General features: G+C 37.4%; 19 protein-coding genes and 1 tRNA gene. 8 read left to right on the top strand and 12 right to left on the bottom strand.

Features of this window, described 5'->3' with window-relative positions; genetic code table 11:
- Positions 1-100: 100 nt before the first annotated feature.
- The 4 genes from phoU to yaaA are packed head-to-tail and all read left to right on the top strand — an operon-like array spanning position 101 to position 4,047.
- A complete protein-coding gene (gene phoU / locus K322_RS0103010) occupies positions 101-781 on the top strand; it encodes a phosphate signaling complex protein PhoU (RefSeq protein ID WP_026625549.1) in 681 nt (226 codons plus the stop codon).
- Positions 765-1,463 (top strand): response regulator transcription factor, encoded by a 699-nt coding sequence (locus K322_RS0103015; RefSeq protein WP_026625550.1) that lies wholly within the window; start codon positions 765-767, stop codon positions 1,461-1,463. Before phoU ends, K322_RS0103015 begins: the two co-directional genes overlap by 17 nt.
- Before the next feature lie 39 nt (positions 1,464-1,502).
- The gene (locus K322_RS0103020) at positions 1,503-3,230 is read left to right on the top strand and encodes a sensor histidine kinase (protein ID WP_026625551.1); all 1,728 of its coding nucleotides are present in this window, start codon (positions 1,503-1,505) and stop codon (positions 3,228-3,230) included.
- 55 nt (positions 3,231-3,285) lie between these two features.
- Complete coding sequence (gene yaaA / locus K322_RS0103025; protein ID WP_026625552.1) at positions 3,286-4,047, top strand: peroxide stress protein YaaA; 762 nt, start codon at positions 3,286-3,288, stop codon at positions 4,045-4,047.
- A gap of 3 nt (positions 4,048-4,050) precedes the next feature.
- Here the strand turns inward: yaaA and K322_RS0103030 are convergent, their stop codons facing one another.
- Together K322_RS0103030 and K322_RS0103035 are read right to left on the bottom strand one after the other, a co-directional pair.
- Positions 4,051-4,497 carry a nucleoside deaminase gene (locus tag K322_RS0103030; protein WP_026625553.1) on the bottom strand — a complete coding sequence of 149 codons (447 nt, stop codon included), beginning with the start codon at positions 4,495-4,497 and terminating at the stop codon, positions 4,051-4,053.
- Positions 4,494-4,715 (bottom strand): hypothetical protein, encoded by a 222-nt coding sequence (locus K322_RS0103035; RefSeq protein ID WP_026625554.1) that lies wholly within the window; start codon positions 4,713-4,715, stop codon positions 4,494-4,496. The genes K322_RS0103030 and K322_RS0103035 overlap by 4 nt, the downstream gene beginning before the upstream one ends.
- Before the next feature lie 101 nt (positions 4,716-4,816).
- Here K322_RS0103035 and K322_RS0103040 point away from each other — a divergent pair, with 101 nt between their 5' ends.
- The 3 genes from K322_RS0103040 (at position 4,817) to K322_RS0103050 (ending at position 6,755) form a co-directional block, all read left to right on the top strand.
- A complete protein-coding gene (locus tag K322_RS0103040; RefSeq protein ID WP_026625555.1) occupies positions 4,817-6,031 on the top strand; it encodes a DUF763 domain-containing protein in 1,215 nt (404 codons plus the stop codon).
- Between the two features lie 86 nt (positions 6,032-6,117).
- A tRNA-His gene (locus K322_RS0103045) sits at positions 6,118-6,193 on the top strand.
- 91 nt (positions 6,194-6,284) lie between these two features.
- Positions 6,285-6,755, top strand: coding sequence for a hypothetical protein (locus tag K322_RS0103050; RefSeq protein WP_134437175.1), 471 nt, complete (start codon positions 6,285-6,287; stop codon positions 6,753-6,755).
- 89 nt (positions 6,756-6,844) lie between these two features.
- On the opposite strand, the gene K322_RS0103055 is transcribed toward K322_RS0103050, so the two are convergent.
- The 4 genes from K322_RS0103055 to K322_RS0103070 all read right to left on the bottom strand — a co-directional run bounded on the left by K322_RS0103055 (position 6,845) and on the right by K322_RS0103070 (position 11,146).
- Complete coding sequence (locus K322_RS0103055) at positions 6,845-7,840, bottom strand: hypothetical protein (RefSeq protein WP_051290602.1); 996 nt, start codon at positions 7,838-7,840, stop codon at positions 6,845-6,847.
- Between the two features lie 17 nt (positions 7,841-7,857).
- Complete coding sequence (locus tag K322_RS18395; RefSeq protein ID WP_084158492.1) at positions 7,858-9,048, bottom strand: OprO/OprP family phosphate-selective porin; 1,191 nt, start codon at positions 9,046-9,048, stop codon at positions 7,858-7,860.
- Between the two features lie 273 nt (positions 9,049-9,321).
- Positions 9,322-10,326, bottom strand: a complete 1,005-nt coding sequence (gene holA, locus K322_RS0103065) for a DNA polymerase III subunit delta (protein ID WP_026625558.1) — start codon at positions 10,324-10,326, stop codon at positions 9,322-9,324.
- A gap of 40 nt (positions 10,327-10,366) precedes the next feature.
- A complete protein-coding gene (locus tag K322_RS0103070) occupies positions 10,367-11,146 on the bottom strand; it encodes an AMP nucleosidase (protein ID WP_026625559.1) in 780 nt (259 codons plus the stop codon).
- Positions 11,147-11,331: 185 nt separating this feature from the next.
- Here K322_RS0103070 and K322_RS0103075 point away from each other — a divergent pair, with 185 nt between their 5' ends.
- Positions 11,332-11,784, top strand: coding sequence for a type I restriction enzyme HsdR N-terminal domain-containing protein (locus tag K322_RS0103075; protein ID WP_026625560.1), 453 nt, complete (start codon positions 11,332-11,334; stop codon positions 11,782-11,784).
- Positions 11,785-11,787: 3 nt separating this feature from the next.
- Here K322_RS0103075 and K322_RS0103080 read toward each other — a convergent pair whose 3' ends face one another.
- From K322_RS0103080 to K322_RS0103110, 6 genes are all read right to left on the bottom strand, one after another.
- A complete protein-coding gene (locus K322_RS0103080) occupies positions 11,788-12,915 on the bottom strand; it encodes a metallophosphoesterase (protein WP_026625561.1) in 1,128 nt (375 codons plus the stop codon).
- A complete protein-coding gene (locus K322_RS0103085) occupies positions 12,912-14,036 on the bottom strand; it encodes a metallophosphoesterase (RefSeq protein WP_026625562.1) in 1,125 nt (374 codons plus the stop codon). The genes K322_RS0103080 and K322_RS0103085 overlap by 4 nt, the downstream gene beginning before the upstream one ends.
- Before the next feature lie 537 nt (positions 14,037-14,573).
- Positions 14,574-15,251, bottom strand: a complete 678-nt coding sequence (locus K322_RS0103095) for a zinc metallopeptidase (RefSeq protein ID WP_026625563.1) — start codon at positions 15,249-15,251, stop codon at positions 14,574-14,576.
- A 121-nt stretch (positions 15,252-15,372) separates the two neighbouring features.
- A complete protein-coding gene (locus tag K322_RS0103100) occupies positions 15,373-16,650 on the bottom strand; it encodes an adenylosuccinate synthase (protein WP_026625564.1) in 1,278 nt (425 codons plus the stop codon).
- Entirely contained in the window at positions 16,650-17,156 is a 507-nt protein-coding gene (locus K322_RS0103105) for a Fur family transcriptional regulator (protein WP_026625565.1), read from the bottom strand. Before K322_RS0103105 ends, K322_RS0103100 begins: the two co-directional genes overlap by 1 nt.
- A gap of 125 nt (positions 17,157-17,281) precedes the next feature.
- Positions 17,282-18,703: a RagB/SusD family nutrient uptake outer membrane protein gene (locus tag K322_RS0103110; protein ID WP_026625566.1), complete on the bottom strand. Its 1,422-nt coding sequence runs from the start codon at positions 18,701-18,703 to the stop codon at positions 17,282-17,284.
- Positions 18,704-18,714: the final 11 nt, after the last annotated feature.

An 18,714-nucleotide genomic window follows, 5' to 3' on the forward strand; every position in this document is an offset into this window, starting at 1 on the left:
AGGGATAAAAAGAAACAACCTAGAAAAGACAAATGCAGAGTTACTTTTGTAACCTTTTAGTATTAAAACACTGTAAAACAGACTCTAAAAAAAAGACGATATGACCACAAATATGAAGTCGAAACAACTCAAGGTATTGCTTAATGATTTTGAGCTGCTTTCGCAAACAGTATTACTGCAATTACAACTATCCGCCAAGTTGATGCTGGACAGAGGAATCGAGTCATTAGAAGAAGAAGCTGAATCCAATGAACTGATTATAGACCGTGTGGAAATTAAAATCAGGGAAGAGGTTGTATACTCTATATTTCAGTTTACACCAAAGGCAGCCGATCTGAGACGTATTGTCACTTATCAGGATATCACCACCAACCTCGAACGTGTGGGAGATATGCTTCTCAATATTATACACTACTCAAGAGAAACAAACCTCAACCTTGCCGAATTTACAGAAGAACGAAAACAGCTAAGCAAGATGTTTCAGTATGTAGATGAGATGTTACGCAATGCGATTATCTCATTTACAAATGAAGATACAGCTCTTGCTTATGAAGTTATAAAAGAAGATGACAAAGTGGATAAACTTTTTCACGATGTAAGCCGTTCTACTCAGACATCATTTTCGGGAAGAAGCCTGACCGAAGACGAGGTGCGAAATATCATCAATATAAACTCTATTGCCCACAATCTCGAAAGAATCGGAGATAGTGCGACTAATATTTGCGAATCAACCATTTACCTTACAGAAGGAAGGGATATAAGACATGGAAACAAAGACTAAAGAAATATCAATCCTCATAGTGGATGACGAAATAGATATCCGGGAAATACTCCAGTTTAATCTTGAAAACGAAGGATATCAGATCGATCTGGCAGATTCGGCAGAAGAAGCAATGAAGAAGCTTCGCCCCGATCATCAGCTTATCCTGCTTGATGTAATGATGGGGGGGGTATCAGGATTCAAAATGGCTGACCAATTGCGTAAAACAGGAAATGAAATTCCGATTATCTTTCTTACAGCCAGAGATACCGAAAATGATATGCTTACGGGTTTTTCCATCGGTGGAGACGATTATATAGCCAAGCCATTTTCGATTAAAGAAGTCATAGCACGTGTCAAATCGGTGTTGAAACGCAGCGAACTAAAGCATATTGCCGCAGCCGAAGACGGACTATCATTCGGCAGTCTGAAAATAGATATGAAATTAAAAACCGTTACGATAGACGGACAGCTTATCGACCTTACAAAAACCGAATTCAACATATTGGTATTACTGGCTAAGAATACCGAAAAGACATTCTCTCGTTCTGAGATTCTATCAAAAGCATGGGATGGAGACGGAGTTGTTCTCGACCGGACAGTAGATGTACATATAGCCCGGTTAAGAAAGAAAATAGGAAAATACGGCGAAAACATAGTAAACCGTACAGGGTACGGTTATAACTTCAATGCAAATATTTAAGGTTATATACCTATTGATTATTTTAATAACAGTTACTTAATGAAACTAACATATAAGCAAAGGCTGTTCGGATTTATATTTATCATATTTGCTGTATTCTCGGTATGTATTATCATATCCGAGCAACGGGAAGAACGCAAATATCGTACTGAGGCTCTCGAATCTCAGCTTGATGGCTATGTAGAAGTTATTCATCAATATATCGGGCAGAACCACCTTGTAGCGAACGATACGATTGCAATATCTCCGCTTATAAAGATACTGCCTTCTGATCTGCGCGTAACTCTTATAGATGCCGAAGGCAAAGTCTTTTATGAAAAAGACACTCACGATCTGAAAAGCCTGAACAACCACCTCGACAGGCCAGAGATAATGAAAGCTCTTTATCAGGATTATGGATCAAATATCCGCATGTCTGCATCGCTAAATCACGAATACCTTTATTATGCGAAGTTCTTCAACAATTATTTTATCCGTGTTGCCTTGCCATATGACGTACAGGTGCAAAACATCCTGAAACCTGATAACTTCTTTATATATATAGTTCTGACACTATTCGTTTTAGTATTTATTCTGTTAAACCTGGTTGCCGGCCGTTTCAACAAATCTATCAATAAACTGAGAAACATCATTTCCCGTTTAAGAAACGACCAACCTCTACCGGCAAATATCAACTTTCCGGATGACGAGTTAGGAGAAATGGGAAAAGAACTAGTGGATATTTTCAACTTCAGGGAAGAGAGTAAGCAGGCTGTTGAACTGGAAAGGGAAAAACTTATCCAGCATTTTCAGTATTCCGAAACAGGCTTATGTATCTTTACTCCTAAAAGAGAAAAAATATATGCTAATTCTCATTTTCTGCAAAATCTGAACCAGATAGTAGACAGACCGATATTCGATATCGACAATATATTTGAAGATAAGGCACTGCATCCTATCGAAGACTTTTTTGCAGCACGGCATACAGGAGAGAATCATTTTGCTTTTCAGATCGAAAGAAACGGCAAGACATTCAATCTGCAGGTAATCATATTCGATGACAAGAGTTTTGAAGTCACCATCCGTGACATAACCAAAGTAGAGAAAAACCGCTTGTTAAAGCAGGAAATGACCAACAATATAGCTCACGAACTGCGTACTCCGGTAACAAGTTTACGGGGATTTCTTGAAACTCTTACAGATCAGAAACTACCAGCAGAGCGTCAGGAACAATTCATCCAACGGGCTTATCTTCAGTCTATACGTTTATCAAACCTGATTGATGACATCAGCCTGCTGAGCAAGATAGAAGAAGCATCCGATAAATTCATCATGGAGAAAATCAATCTGGTACAGGTTATAAACGAAGTCCGCATTGACCTCACAGACAGATTAAGCAATAACAACATAACGCTATTTATAGATGTAAAACCGTATATAACAATACACGGAAACGAAACCCTGTTGTATTCGATATTCCGCAATCTGATGGATAACTCCATCAATTACGGAGGAAAAGACATTGAAATACATATCAAAGATTACATGCAGGATAACAAGTATGTATATCTTTCTTATTACGACACAGGAAAAAGTGTTGAAGAACAACATCTAGCCCGGCTTTTCGAACGTTTTTATCGTGTAAATGAAGGACGTACCCGCGAAACCGGAGGTTCGGGATTGGGTTTATCCATCGTAAAAAATGCTGTTCTGCTGCATAAAGGAGAAATACATGCCCGCAAGTTCTCGAAAGGAGGATTGGAGTTCTTGTTCACATTGGCAAAGTAAAAAAATCTGTTACTTTTATTACCTTTGTCACCTTTAACAATTGCATATATATAGAATGATAATAACCCTTTCTCCGGCTAAGGTGCTCGATTTTTCGCCAAAAGTTTCGACGACGGAATATTCCGAACCGACCTTCATCTCCGAAGCAATGGAGTTGAATGATATACTGAAAGATCTTCAGGTTACCGAAATCGGTCATTTAATGAAGATCAACCCGAAACAAGCTTTGGAAGTATATCAGTATATACATTCTTTCGATATGGATATTTCTCCCCGGAAGCAGGCGGCAGCGGCCTATAACGGAATTGCTTATACGGGACTCAATTCTGCGACTTTTGATGATAATGATTGGAAATTTGCTCAACAGCATCTTGTTATTCTGTCGGGATTATATGGAGCCTTACGGCCTTCGGATATGATAATGCCATATCGTTTGGAAATGCAGACCAAACTGGCAAATAGTAAAGGGAAAGATTTATATGATTACTGGAAACAGGATATTTCAGCATACTTTAACCAAAGGCTGAATGAAGACAATAAGGTATGGCTCAACCTGTCATCGAATGAGTACAGCAAAGTCATAGATAAAAAGCAACTTCCGAAAGACCTCAAGATAATTACTCCTGTATTTAAGGAACAAACATCACAAGGCTTCAAACAGGTTACTGTATATGCCAAAAAAGCTCGGGGAATGATGGCTCGTTATGTGATTCAAAAGCAAATCGAGAATCCGGAAGAAATACAATTGTTCGATAGTGAAGGATATACATTCGCAGCTTTCTTATCTACTGACAGCGAATGGGTGTTTATACGATAAACATCAACGCTTACCTTTGAAGAAGTCCTGCATCAACTGTGCACATTCCTGTTCCATGATTCCGCCTATGATTTGGGTCTTGGGGTGTAAGGCTTTAGGTGCAATGCCTGTATATCCTCTCTTTGCATCGGGAGCACCATAGACAATCTTCGGTATTTGTGACCAGCCTAATGCTCCGGCACACATAGGACAGGGTTCTACGGTTACATAAAGAATACAGTCTGTCAGGTATTTTCCACCTAAGACATTGGCTGCAGCGGTAATAGCCTGCATTTCGGCATGAGCCGTTACATCGTTTAATGTTTCGGTCAGATTGTGTGCCCGTGCTATAATACGATTCTGGCATACCACAACAGCTCCGATAGGTACTTCGTCCCGATCAAAAGCTTGTCTGGCCTCATTCAAGGCCTGGCGCATAAAGTATTCATCACCTAGTACCTGATTAATCATCGGCGCATTTCATTTTCTCCAAAGAGTGTAGGATAGTCCATTTCCAGATTCTTCAAGATATGGGTCATTATAGTCTCTCTCAGCCAACGAGATTTATTGGATATCTTGTATTTCTTCATATACTGGCACATCAAGCTATACTCTTCGTCACTTAACGAAAAATTAGCCTGCTTAGAGCGAATAACTGCAGATGTCTTCTGTTTCTGTTTCGGTTTCATTCACTTACAAAAGTAAACTGCTTTAGGCTAAAATAAAAGGATTTCGATAAATATTAATGAAATACCCGATCTGTACAAGCTAAATAATATACCTTAGCAATATGAAAAGAGGACATGCCGATCTGCCATTACACTATGGAACAGTTCCACCGTGGCTTGCTCAACGCATGATGCAGTTGGGTGGTGCTATCGTAGAATCCATCATTATGGAATATGGACGAACGGCTTTACTGCAAAGAATGAGTGACCCTTTCTGGTTTCAGTCGTTAGGCTGTGTGCTGGGTATGGATTGGCATTCATCGGGCATTACAACCTCTGTGATGAATGCCCTAAAGAAGGCAATCAATAAACGATCTCAGGACTTAGGTATTTATGTCTGCGGAGGGCGTGGTAATGCTTCACGGCAAACACCTGATGAATTACTGAATATCGCTGACAGAACCGGGCTAAATGGGAATGAACTGGTAAAAGCGAGCCGATTATCAGCCAAAGTCGATAATACCGCCATACAGGATGGATTTCAGCTATATCTGCATTCATTCATAGTGACCAAAGAAGGAGAATGGGCAGTTGTTCAGCAAGGAATGAATCAAAACGAACGCATGGCTCGCAGATATCATTGGATGTCTGCTGCCGTGAAATCATTTACAGAAGAACCTCATACTTCTATATACGGAAAGAATCAAGGTCTGATATTAAACCTGACTGATAAAAATGCCCAACCTCTAAAAAGAGGGATTCTTGATCTTACCAGAGAAAATCCGGATAAACTGATTAAGGAGATCTCACTGATAATGCCACGCCAACACGAAGTACAAGCAAAGGATGTCAAACTAAAACGATTAGGTGCAACTCTCGCTTTGGCTCATAATACAGACATAACCGATATTGAATCATTACTGCTCTTGCAAGGTGTCGGCCCCCGCACTATTCAGTCATTGACATTGGTAAGTGAAGTTATACACGGTACCCCCTCCCGATTTAGCGATCCGGCTCGTTTCAGTTTCGCTCACGGAGGAAAAGACGGACATCCGTTTCCGGTTCCTACCTCTGTTTATGATGAGACAATTGAAGTCTTCGATAAATCCATACATCTGGCTAAGCTAGGAGACAAGGAGAAATCCGAGGCTTTACGCAATCTGTCTAAAGTATCATTGGAAATGGAAAGAGGATTTACGCCTAATGATAACTTTGACAAAGTTATTCAGAAAGAGAGAGATGATTCATATTTGTATGGTGGACGTACTGTTTCCGGCGAAGCAAAAAAGCCGGATAAGCCTAAAGGAGGTATTCAATTAAACCTATTCGATTGGTAATATTTTCTTTTATCCATGCGATTTTTTCAGCAAAAGGTCTTGCATCGAATAATAAAATAACTATCTTTGCACCGCAATAGCAAGATGGTGATCGTAGCTCAGTTGGTTAGAGCGTCGGATTGTGGTTCCGAAGGTCGCGGGTTCGAGCCCCGTCTTTCACCCTGGTAGGAAGCATTTAAGAATAAATCTTAAATGCTTTTCTTTTTTCATCTTTTTTACATACGTTTGTGAAATAACACTAATGAAACCAAATATGAAGAAAAAACTATCTACAATAGGTAAAATTATTATTTTATTGTTATCGGCAACGACCTTATTCAGCGCATGTGGAGAGGATAAATATTACACCGATTACTACGATTCCACTGATATATATCAGTCATATCCCATAATCAATGCTGAACAGTGGATATGGAATGCTGACTTGAGTAGGTATGAGGCTACAGCAACTCTTAAGGATTTTGACCAAACTCTATACAATGATGCTGCGATTGTAGTATCCACATTTTGGAAAGAGGAAGGTTCTGAAATACAGACTAACTTACCTTATGTAAGAACCTGGGTTGATGAATCTAACATTCAATACATCGAAACTGTAGGCTACGAACTAGTTAAAGGAACCAATTCTATTATATTCTATATTCAAGATTCGGATTGGCAACCAAGACCCTCTTCAAAGATGAAATACGAGTTTAAATTTACTGCAATACTAAAGCATAATTAATATAAGAGATATACAAAACAAGAACAGCTATCCAAAATTGGATAGCTGTTCTTGTTTTGTATATCTCTCGGTTATAATATAAATAGGTCTTATTCAAATTTTACCCTTACATAAGCCCTATCATCAAAAGAGTCCTGTCCTTTTTGCACGCCTTTTGTTGACTTAAACAAACGAATCAACATAGGATCTTCATTAATAACCTTTTTAAGAAAGAATTCAGATTCTTTTAATGTATCAAAAAGATTAGGATATCCATCTGATGCTAATATAATCTCATCGGCCTCAATCGGAACAACAATCACTTGATTCATATCTATTTCAAAGCCATCCATAACAGGAAAGCCATAAGGGTGTCCATGATAATTCTGTAATACACCTTGTATCTTTAAAAAAGGAAGAATAAAATCACGTCCAGGATCTTTGATTCTTAAAGACTCCAAAGTTTCACCTTGTAATAAAGCTACCTCATCATAGGCAGCTCTGGCATCAGCCATAATATCATCAATATCCTTGTTATTATTGTAATGCTTACCTTTTATCAAAGCCTGACAATCTCCTATTTGCCACAACTCTTTACGAGCAATACTATAAATTACACCATTCGATGTTAATCGGGCTGCAGGATTGTTATTGACACTTTCTAAAAGATTATTCTTAACATAAAAATCATGTAATTTATTAGTTATAAGCCTTACAGCCTCTGATGCATCAATATCTTTCGGAAATTCGTTTATTGCCTCCAGAACAAGTTCCATAGACAATCTACCTGAGGTCTTTCCTTCCATCGAAAAAGCTGATTTACTTGTTGCCCCATCTATAACCGCAACAAAATAGGGAGTAAGTATAATCCCATCTTCATTTGCTGACGGAGACTTTTTCCCTTTCAGAAAAATGTCCTTGACTTTATATTCCAGATTTTCAAGAGAGCCGCTATACTCATTCTGAGTAGATAAATAACTAAAATCGATATTTTGAATATTCAACTGTTTCACCTGTTCCGGGTGATGGTAAGGATCTATCATTTCTTGTGAATTAGAGAGAAATACACTAAATAAAAATACGGATAATAATAAATATTTTTTCATAAATTTAGATATTAGGTTTAATTTATAATCATTTGTATACGGAGAGAAACAGCATTAAATCGTTCTTTTCCTATCAGCGAGCTATTATCCAAACCTACATTTGTATAATTTAATCTAAAGATTAAATACTTCGAATAATAATAGTTGACCGCTGCCGAAACATCATTTTGCTTACCTCCATATATTTCGCTTTTCGAATCATTCAAATCAACCCATGAATAGCGAACCAAAAACTCCCATGTACCTGGACCAGGTCTTAACATACGCCCCCAAGATTTATCATAGCGATACCCTCCTCCTGTAGCCAAAAAACCAACTTGCCCATAAGCACCTTCAGCATTATATGACTTCAAAGAAGATTCTTCCCTTCTCACATGAGCTTTATAATATTCCATTTGAGTATATAAAGGACCTACAGCTCCGATAAATTCAAAATTGTACTTAAACTGATCTTTTGCCTTATTAACCTTAGAATTGATAAACTTGCGGGTTTCTACAACCGTCTCAGAATTACTGGAAAAAGATATTGATCGAGGAAGTTCACCTATTACATTATCATTGTCATCATACTGAAAACCGGGGGCATCTGATTTTCTATATGTCCCTGCAGCAGCAATATGAAATAGCTTTCCTTCTTCTCTTAAAGGATTAAATACTACTCTTGAACTAAAGGCATATCCCTGATTACCCAAATTAGTTCCTGAAGCCATTTTAGAATCAGCAAAAATACCTCCCGCATACCAAAATTTATCACTCCATCCAACATATTCAAACCCTAAATTTCTTTTTCCAGCAAAAGTCTGAGAAACAGATGATGAAGTCACAAATTTATTTCCAGCAGAACTATCAACATATTCCAAACCAAAAGGCTCTGTATAATTCCCTAAACGGATATAGGAACTTTGCTCAAAATTATACCTAAGAAAAATATCCTTGTATGAAATCTTTGATTTGGCAAAGCCAAACTCTATTTTCCCACCCCACTTATCACCTAACGAAAATTTAGTACCAAGCCGAATATCGCCAAAAGCCGCTCCTGAACTCAAAGGGGTCTTATCTTTAAAATACTTGGCAACATCTACATAGATACGTCCAGTAGGCTCTAACTTAAATTTATCAACAACTATAGTAGTCTTCTCTTTTTCCTGAGAATGACTCTGCGGCAATATAATAGCCACAAATAATAAGATTAGCATTGTTTTTTTCATGATAATAAAAATAAAAGGTTAACACCCCATAAAAGAGGCTCCGAGCTTCAATAATTTTTAGACTTGCAAGTGTTTATTCATGACAAATCTATGATCATTATTTAAGATAAAAAAATATGTGTACGCACACACACTTATCCATAAAAAAAAGACAACAAGTAGTAAATCAGAAACTTATCAAAAAGGACAGGCCTGAATATATGTTAAAAAGCATATATTCAGGCCTGTCCTTTTTGAGTTTATTTTGAGTTTTTAAGGAGATTCTCAAATAACTCAATGCATTATCTTAAACAATAATTCCTTCAGCAATTCTCCATCAGGAGCCGATGGATTACCTACACCTTTACACTTCGCATCATACATACGCAGCAAAGACATAATCTCCATAGATTTAAAAGCATTATAACTCTTCAAAGCCAAGACATAATCTTTAGCCTGATATGAATTACGAAAACTCAATTCTGCTGCTATACCGTTCTCCGATTTATCTTTTGCCCAATAGCAAACCATCAGATTACTGAAAAAATTGAATAATACAACCAAAGTTACAATCAATGGATTATTCTTCGGATTCTTTTCGAAGTAGTCCGCTATACGATTCGCTTTCAAGATATCTTTTTCAACTATAGCCTTTAACAATTCATAGTTATTAAAATCTTTACTAATACCTATATTACGTTCTATCAACTCTGCCGTAATACGCTTGTCGGACTGTCCCATAGAAAGGAGCAGTTTATCCACTTCATTGACGACCTTACTTAAGTCATTACCCAGATAATCAGCCAGCATCTGAGCCGACTTGGTATCGATACCCAAACCTTTGGATGTAACAAAAGAAGTAATGAAAGCCGACATCTTATAATCAGGTATCTTCTTCGACTCGAAGACAGCACCTCGTTTTTCGACTTCAGCATATAGCTTCTTCCGTTTATCCAGTGTACCTCCTTTATAATTGAGAACCAGAATAGTGCTGGGCAAAGGGTTCTTAACATATACTTCCAGATCCTCAATCTTTTTCAGTCCCTGAGCCTCTTTCACTACAATAAGCTGATGATCCGACATCATCGGAAAACTGCGGGACAAAGTCACGACAGAAGCAACATCCGTATCAACACCATACAATATCGTTTGATTAAAGTCCCTTTCGGTTTCGGGAATAACTGTTTCCAGAAGATGGTTGGTTATATCATCTATATAATAAGGCTCATCCCCCATCAACAGATAAACAGGATGAAACTTACGAGCTGATATATCTTTCTTTATTTGCTCAAATGACATGGATAGTAGTATTGGCTATATACTTTAAAGGTTATTGTTTTCAAAAATCTTCAAAACGTAAGTGTTTCACTGTCGAACCGTTGTTAATCAAGGTAGTCAATGCTTTGATTCCAATCATAACATGTTCGGTTACAAAATTCTGAGTCACTACTGTATCGCTCTTTTCAGTCTTCACTCCATCTGAAATCATCGGCTGATCCGAAACCAGCAACAAAGCTCCCGTTGGTATCTGATTGGCAAATCCGCAGGTAAATAAAGTTGCGGTTTCCATATCAACAGCCATCGCACGTATGGAACGAAGATATTCTTTGAACTTATCATCGTGTTCCCAAACCCTGCGATTGGTGGTATAAACTGTACCTGTCCAATAGTCCTTATTAAAGTCACGGATATTTGACGAAAGTGAACGCAACAGGTTGAAAGCAGGCAAAGATGGAACTTCCGGCGGAAAGTAATCATTAGATGTACCTTCTCCTCTTATCGCTGCGATAGGCAAGATATAATCACCCAATTGGTTATGCTTCTTAATACCACCGCATTTTCCTAAAAACAATACCGCTTTAGGCTCAATGGCACTCAATAAGTCCATTATAGTAGCTGCATTAGCACTACCCATTCCGAAGTTGATAATAGTAATACCATTTGCCGAAGCATTGGGCATGTTACCATCCAAACCAAGAATAGGAACTTTGAAGTGCTCAGCGAAAATTTCTACATACTTCGAAAAGTTGGTCAGTAGGATGTGCTTTGTAAATTGTTCCAGTGGACGTTTGGTATATCTGGGCAACCAATTATCCACAATTTCTTGTTTTGTCTTCATAATAAATCTATTTTTGTTTCGAGGTTTCCGACCTCTCTTATTGTTGCAAAATACTTGTAGGTTTAGTCGACAACTATAATCTACTGAACAATAACAAACTCTATTTGTTCTCTGTTATACTTTGCCGGAAGAAGTAAGATTCCGATAGCACAGCATATAAAAAATTAATCGACAAAGATAGCAAAATGTTAGCACTTAATCTTCCCGAATACAATCCAAAAATCAAAAAAACGGACAAAATATGTATCTGGGATCAAATACGAAAGAAGTATGTCGCACTCACTCCGGAAGAATGGGTTCGGCAACATTTTGTCAACTATCTGATTACCGATAAAGGATACCCCCCTTCATTAATAGCGAATGAAATACAAATAACCCTGAATAACCGTATCAAAAGATGCGACTCTGTCGTGTACGATAATACTCCGTCACCATTGGTTATAGTTGAGTATAAAGCTCCGGATGTACCTATAACTCAGCAGGTATTTGATCAGATTGCCCGCTATAATATTGTACTGAAAGTACGTTATCTGATTGTATCGAATGGCTTAGAACATTACTGCTGCCGGATAGACTACGACTCTCTATCGTATCAGTATCTGCCTGAAATCCCCAATTATCACGTATTAGAAAAGTAATCCTTATTTCTGAAATTTCAGATTCAGAACCACAATCTCCGAAATAGTACCGATACGGTACTGCGGACCGGCAAGTCCCAATCCCGAGGTCACATACACATGGGTGTTGTCTTTCTTTTTATAGCCATGACCAACCTCATAGATCAAGTTTATAAGTATGTTATAAGGGAATAACTGTCCGTTGTGGGTATGCCCGTAAACAGCAACATCAGCTTTTTCGTTGGATTCTTCTGATAAATCTTTCGGCTCGTGATTCATCACAATAACAGGGTACGACTTATCTGCATTTGACATTACTTCTGATAACTTCTTTCGGTTTGGTGCATGGTCATCTTCCCTTCCTACCACATAAAATTTATCGTCTATTTTTACAGTCTTATCCCGAAGCAATGTCATTCCGGTCTGCTCTCCCAGCCATTTGATTTTTTCTTCGGCATTCAATCGGTATTCATGATTTCCGGTAGAAACATATACACCGTAAGGAGCCTTCAACCGTCTAAACTCTTCTTCCATATGCTGCTCTTGCAAAGGAGCCAGATCATAGTCTATAATATCACCGACCAGAAGTATAATATCGGGCTTTTGTTCCATAATTCGGTCTACGTACATATTCAGGATCTTCTTATCGATCAGGTATCCGGTATGCACATCAGCAACCATTACAACCCGCAGACTATCCAGATCTCCGGCTTTCTTATCTACCTGCAAAGTATATTCATTTATTATAGGATGATAAAACCGATAGTTGCCATAGCACATTGCGGATACAACCACTACAAGAGACAGTATAAAGTATGAACGTCTGAGAGAAAGCCTCTCCATCTGCCATTGTTTTATTTTACGGTTCCATCTCGCCAGCCATTTTACCCCGTCAAAGATAAGCAGCAGTGCTGTCAGATAGCCGATCAGCACCATCCACGATGTCCCGATCAGTAATATGGGTTTAAGTAGTTCGTGCGGCAGGTTTACATTACCTATAAGCCCTATCAGGTATATAAGTAGTTCCACTATAAAAAATGCCGTGTAAGGCATCCGATAAGATTTTTTGGGAGGCAATAACTGCCGTCCACGGATGTACACATATACATTCAGCACAAGATGTACTACCAGCGCATTAAAGAATACTTTCATTTATCTTTTCCTTTAAGTGTTATCACCACATATTCGGACTGTGTTCCGATTCTGAATTTACCACCCCAGATACCAATACCTGAACTCACATAAATATTAGTACCGCCTTTTTTCAAAGATCCGTAAGAGTCTTCATAGATAGCATCCGTTATCAGTGATATTGGCCAAACCTGCCCTCTGTGAGTATGACCGGAAAATTGAAAATCAACCCCGTTCTGCTCAGCTTCTTCGAGATTATAGGGCTGATGATCCAATAAGAACACAGGCTTTGTTTTGTCAACACCTGTCATTAGCTGATCCAGATTTTTTCGATGGGGATTTGTTTTATCATCACGTCCTACGATATAAAACAGGCTATCTATCAAAACTGTTTTATCACGTAACAATTTAATATTTGCATCAGCCATAAAACGGGTCGAATTATCAACCCCTGCCATATAGTCATGATTTCCCATAATAGCATAAACTCCGTAGCGGGATTTTATCGCCCGTAAATCTTCGGCTAGATTTTCATCCAGAACAGGTCTTATACTATTATCGACTAAATCACCCGCTATAAGAACGACATCCGGTTCTTCCCTGTTGATAAGCTTCACCCAATTCTGTAACTCTTTCTTCCCGATACTGTATCCCAAATGAAGATCACTTACAGCAACTATTTTTAATGAGTCATTCGCAGGAATATTCTTTTCTATAGACAGAGGAATATCGACTCTCTCCTTTATTCTGTATTTAAGATATCCGCAAAACATCAGCAATCCGATAAAACCAACCATAAGCGCAAAACTCAGCCAGTTGTCCTGTGTATAATGGCTCAATGTGTTTTTGGGAATCAAACGTGTTGCCCGGATTAAATCCATCAATAGATTAAATATGAGAAAATAAAGAAAGATAAATATCCATGATGTACCGATTTTATACAATACTGAAGTAAGAGATATTGGCAAATGTTCTCCTGCCGCAAACGTCAAAATAAGAGATCCAATCAGAATAACGGCCAGAACTATTAAACAAATACGGGCAATATTACTGGTAGGTATAATTGTCCATGTACGATAAAAGACATAATAGTTTCCTCCTAAAAACAGTAGCAATATAAATACAAAGAAAAGTATACGCATATAATAAATTATAATGAGTTGTTGTTATTTAAAACCTCAAATCTCTATATTGATTCAGGAAGCATAACAACCACAAAAGTTATCATTCCGAAATATGTAAAAAAACCTGCTGCGACTCGATCAGAAAAAGGTGACAAAAGTAACCCCAAAATTGTTTTTCCGAGGTTGTTTCTTTTTATCCCTCTGTCCCATGAAGAAGATTTCATCGTCTCCGAAAATCCCCTTCAGGGGCTTGTGTTATTTACTGAAAAGGTTACAAAAGTTACAGTAAAACTGTATATTTTTTATTGTTTCCTTTTCCCCTGTAATCTAATTCAAACAATATCAATAGCCGGCAAAAGTTAAAAGAACGTTTTCTAAACTATAGAGTCTTATTCTCTAAAGAATATTTTACAATATAGATAAAATCAATGCAAAATCTCAGGTCTTATCTTATAGATAAAATAATATGCAAATAAAGTATTCACATTATTATGGAAAAAAAGAGTAACGGAATGTTACTCTTTTTACATGATATGAAAAAGGTCTCAGACCTTATTATCTTCTGTTTAATGCTATAAAGATATAATAGATAAGTGTTGCCAATGAACCTAAAGCAGCTACAACATAAGTATAAGCAGCCCATTTCAAAGCATCTTTAGCTTTATCCTTATTACCTTCGCGCACAATACCTGCTGTGTCTAACCAAGCCAAAGCCCTGCTGCTGGCATCAATTTCGACGGGTAATGTTACAAAACTAAATACAGTAGTTAAAGCAAACAATGCAATACCAATCCAGATAAGAGCAGGAAAAACATTAATAGTAAAAATACCTGCCAACAGTACCCACATCACCCATTTAGAAGCAAAACTAACGGCAGGCACCAAAGCCGACCTCATTGTTAAAGGGCCGTATGCCTTGGCGTGCTGTACAGCGTGCCCACATTCATGAGCGGCAACTGCAGCAGCAGCGACACTGTTACTATGATAAACACCTTCGCTCAGATTCACAGTTTTATTTGCCGGATTATAATGATCGGTCAACATTCCTGATGTTGAAATTATCTGAACATCATATATTCCATTATCGTGTAACATTTTCAAAGCCACATCACGTCCTGTAAGTCCGCTATCTAAAGGGACTTTCGAATATTTCTTGAATTTACTTTGCAATACAGCCGAAATACCCCAGCTTAGTAAAGCAATTAAACCAAATAGAATCCAACCTATATACATCTTTTTATCTCTTTAATTAATAATCTCTTTAACCTTATAAATTATATATCAAAAGGTATGCCAAAGATATACATATTAAATGTTTGTAAATTTGAGAATTACTTAAAAATATCTAAACGGCTCATCCAAACAAATCACCGCGCATAACAGTCTGTTCACGATCGGGTCCTAAGGATATAATGGTAATGCCGACCCCTAGTTCCTTTTCGAGGAACTCGACATATTCATTAAACTCATTTGGAAATTCTTCTTCACTTTGCATCTTAGACATATCGAGTTTCCACCCTTTAAATTCCTTATATATTGGTGTAAGATCGTCATTTATTTCGAAGGGGAATTCCTTTGTTTCATTTCCATTTATACGATATGCAACACAAGCTTTTATTGTATCAAATGAATCGAGAACATCACTTTTCATCATAATCAATTGAGTTACGCCGTTAATCATAATAGCGTATCTGAGCGCAACCAAATCAATCCAACCGCAACGTCTGGGACGTCCGGTTACAGATCCGAACTCGAATCCCAACTCGCGCAGCTTATCTCCTGTCGAGTCAAATAGTTCGGTCGGGAAAGGTCCACTGCCTACACGGGTACAATATGCTTTAAAAATACCGTACACTTCTCCGATTCGTTTTGGCGCAATCCCCAAACCGATACATGCACCCGAAGACACTGTGTTCGATGAAGTGACAAATGGATATGATCCAAAGTCAATATCGAGCATAGTTCCCTGAGCTCCTTCAGCAAGAATACTTTTTTCTTCGGATAAAGCTTTATTTAAATAGTATTCACTGTCAACAAAAGTGAATTCTTTTAATTTTTCAACACCTTCGAACCATTCTTTTTCGATCTGGAATAACGATGTACAATTAAAGCGGTATTGTTTCAATATTTCAAGATGTCTTGCTTTCACTTCCTGATATTTAGCATCGAATCCATGCAGTAAGTCTCCGACTCTCAATCCGCCACGTCCTACCTTTTCGGTATATGTAGGGCCTATTCCTTTTCCGGTTGTTCCGATTTTAGATTCACCTTTAGCCGATTCGTAGCAAGCATCAAGTAAACGATGGGTTGGAAGTATTAAATGTGCTTTTTTCGATATCAGTAGCCGTTTTGTGAGATCGTGACCTGTTTTTTCCAGAGCTTCAACTTCCGCTTTAAACAAGGCCGGATCAAGCACAACTCCGTTACCTATAATATTGACTTTATCTCCTTGAAAAATCCCCGAAGGAATAGATCTCAGCACAAATTTTTCTCCTTCAAATTCTAGTGTATGTCCAGCATTAGGACCTCCCTGAAATCTTGCAATAACCTCGTATCCCGGAGTCAAAACATCAACTATTTTTCCTTTTCCTTCGTCTCCCCATTGCAACCCCAGCAACACATCTGCTTTCATTATTTTTTATCGGTATTTATTTGGTTTTTATTCGGTTTGTTCTTCGTCTCGGCCTGCTGCTTTTCTTTCAGGCACTTTGCACATGTTCCGTATATATACATACTGTAATAACTCACTTTGAATTTCTGTACCTTCTTCTGCTGAGCCTGAGTAAACAGATTACCGTTTTTATACTCTTTCACTTTTCCGCAGGAAGTGCAAATCAAATGATCGTGATTTTCATTGCCTATCGCCCTTTCATATTGAGAAATATTCTCTCCGAACTGATGTTTTATCAATAAACCACAATCAAGCAGCAACTCTATCGTATTATATAAAGTTGCACGACTTACCCTAAAATTACAGGAATTCATTGACTGAAAAAGAGATTCGACATTAAAATGGCCTTTTGTCGAATAGATGTGATCGAGTATAGCAAAACGTTCGGGTGTTTTACGATGTTTGTTTATACTAAGGTACTCAGTAAATTTAGACTTTACTTGTTCTTTTATTTTGTTCGCATCCATCTCTTAAAGTCAATATTAGCAAATATACGCTTTTTTGAGGAAAGAACAATTAGTTTAAGATAAAACAAGTCAGGCTATCCCTTTAAAAGGGATAGCCTGACTTGTTTTTAATATTAAGGCAAAATCTATTGAGGATTTTGCACTAGATCTGGATTATTAGACAATTCTCTTTGAGGTAAAGGGATAATTGTCTTATTATTTGTATAATCTACAACACCAACAGTAGAATTATCCACAGACTTCTTATTTCTCCAATAGTCCCAAGCGTTATGCCCTTCAGCAAAAAGCTCCAATCGACGCTCTGTCAGGACATCATCAATATTAACAGTTGCAACATTAGAATAACCTTCAATTCTATTGGATCTCAAGGCATTAATATATTTCAATGCTGTAGAAGAATTATCTCCATCTTTTTTAACTGCTGATTCAGCTGCAATCAAATAAACTTCTGATAATCTTATGATTTTAGGGCTATCAACATAAATATTTCCATCTCGACCAGGATATTTCTGAGGAAAAACTTCTGTATCTTCTTTTTTTACAAGTTCTGAACGTATGTCATTTGTTCTAGTAGATAAAAAACTTACAAATTCATCAGTTGCACCACATTCAGCATACCCCTCCTCATGAGTGTAAAAGCCTAAAGAATTACGTTGAGCATTGTATGTCTCTGTTACATTTATCTCAAACATCGACTCATTCGTATAAGCCTTACTCCAAACACCCAAATACTCATCTCTTGTATAAAGTTTATATGGAGATTTTTCAATTACTTCGACTGCACTTTTCAAAGCCTCATCATTATTGCCCAGATACAAATAGGCTCTGGCCTGTAATCCTTTTGTTGCCCAATAGTTTATATATCCATCATGTTTTGATTTTGAGAGTAAAGGCAGTGCCTTTTCAAAATCAGACAGAATAAAATCATAAGTTTGTCTTAATGTAGATCTAGATGATTTATAAGTATCGGGGAAAACTTGATCAGAAATAGGAATTCCAGAAGATGCCGCATCCAAATCCGAAACTGTAGTTGGCAATTTACAATATAAACGAGCTAAATCAAAATGGAACAAGCCTCTTAAAGCATACAATTGACCTACCAAATCATTATAAGTAGCTTTTTCTGCTTCAGTTTCAACTTTAATATTTTGAATCTGACTCAATGCAAAATTTATCTGAGAAATAGACTTATAAAACTTTCCATAGAACAATAATGTCAGTGAATGTGAAGGGTCTACAGAATATTTACCGATTGGAGCTAATTGATTATATGAATCTTTAGCTTCAAAGTCTCCTCCAAGCATGTCTGCATATAGTGTAAAATCAGAAGCATAAACTCCCTGAGGTGTACTGAAGGCCTCATCTGAATTATACCATGCTCCGGTTTGGATATAATGTATACCATTGACAGCTAATTGCAATTCTTGCAAATTGGTGATAGATTCACCTGCAGGCAAAGATGTCGATGAATTTTTATCCAAAAAATCTGAGCAAGAAGGCAATAAAATTGCACATGCGCATATAATTGTATAAAATATTTTTTTCATAAACTTAAGTA

It is taken from the genome of Indolivaga capnocytophagoides DSM 22835 (genome assembly GCF_000426485.1).
Taxonomy (GTDB): domain Bacteria; phylum Bacteroidota; class Bacteroidia; order Bacteroidales; family Dysgonomonadaceae; genus Dysgonomonas_A; species Dysgonomonas_A capnocytophagoides.

What these genes read in the sequence shown, in the direction of transcription:
- phoU (WP_026625549.1), top strand. Translation starts at nt 101, where the DNA reads ATGACCACAAATATGAAGTCGAAACAACTCAAGGTATTGCTTAATGAT.
- K322_RS0103015 (WP_026625550.1), top strand. Translation starts at nt 765, where the DNA reads ATGGAAACAAAGACTAAAGAAATATCAATCCTCATAGTGGATGACGAA.
- K322_RS0103020 (WP_026625551.1), top strand. Translation starts at nt 1,503, where the DNA reads ATGAAACTAACATATAAGCAAAGGCTGTTCGGATTTATATTTATCATA.
- yaaA (WP_026625552.1), top strand. Translation starts at nt 3,286, where the DNA reads ATGATAATAACCCTTTCTCCGGCTAAGGTGCTCGATTTTTCGCCAAAA.
- K322_RS0103030 (WP_026625553.1), bottom strand. Translation starts at nt 4,497, where the DNA reads ATGATTAATCAGGTACTAGGTGATGAATACTTTATGCGCCAGGCCTTG.
- K322_RS0103035 (WP_026625554.1), bottom strand. Translation starts at nt 4,715, where the DNA reads ATGAAACCGAAACAGAAACAGAAGACATCTGCAGTTATTCGCTCTAAG.
- K322_RS0103040 (WP_026625555.1), top strand. Translation starts at nt 4,817, where the DNA reads ATGAAAAGAGGACATGCCGATCTGCCATTACACTATGGAACAGTTCCA.
- K322_RS0103050 (WP_134437175.1), top strand. Translation starts at nt 6,285, where the DNA reads ATGAAGAAAAAACTATCTACAATAGGTAAAATTATTATTTTATTGTTA.
- K322_RS0103055 (WP_051290602.1), bottom strand. Translation starts at nt 7,840, where the DNA reads ATGAAAAAATATTTATTATTATCCGTATTTTTATTTAGTGTATTTCTC.
- K322_RS18395 (WP_084158492.1), bottom strand. Translation starts at nt 9,048, where the DNA reads ATGAAAAAAACAATGCTAATCTTATTATTTGTGGCTATTATATTGCCG.
- holA (WP_026625558.1), bottom strand. Translation starts at nt 10,326, where the DNA reads ATGTCATTTGAGCAAATAAAGAAAGATATATCAGCTCGTAAGTTTCAT.
- K322_RS0103070 (WP_026625559.1), bottom strand. Translation starts at nt 11,146, where the DNA reads ATGAAGACAAAACAAGAAATTGTGGATAATTGGTTGCCCAGATATACC.
- K322_RS0103075 (WP_026625560.1), top strand. Translation starts at nt 11,332, where the DNA reads ATGTTAGCACTTAATCTTCCCGAATACAATCCAAAAATCAAAAAAACG.
- K322_RS0103080 (WP_026625561.1), bottom strand. Translation starts at nt 12,915, where the DNA reads ATGAAAGTATTCTTTAATGCGCTGGTAGTACATCTTGTGCTGAATGTA.
- K322_RS0103085 (WP_026625562.1), bottom strand. Translation starts at nt 14,036, where the DNA reads ATGCGTATACTTTTCTTTGTATTTATATTGCTACTGTTTTTAGGAGGA.
- K322_RS0103095 (WP_026625563.1), bottom strand. Translation starts at nt 15,251, where the DNA reads ATGTATATAGGTTGGATTCTATTTGGTTTAATTGCTTTACTAAGCTGG.
- K322_RS0103100 (WP_026625564.1), bottom strand. Translation starts at nt 16,650, where the DNA reads ATGAAAGCAGATGTGTTGCTGGGGTTGCAATGGGGAGACGAAGGAAAA.
- K322_RS0103105 (WP_026625565.1), bottom strand. Translation starts at nt 17,156, where the DNA reads ATGGATGCGAACAAAATAAAAGAACAAGTAAAGTCTAAATTTACTGAG.
- K322_RS0103110 (WP_026625566.1), bottom strand. Translation starts at nt 18,703, where the DNA reads ATGAAAAAAATATTTTATACAATTATATGCGCATGTGCAATTTTATTG.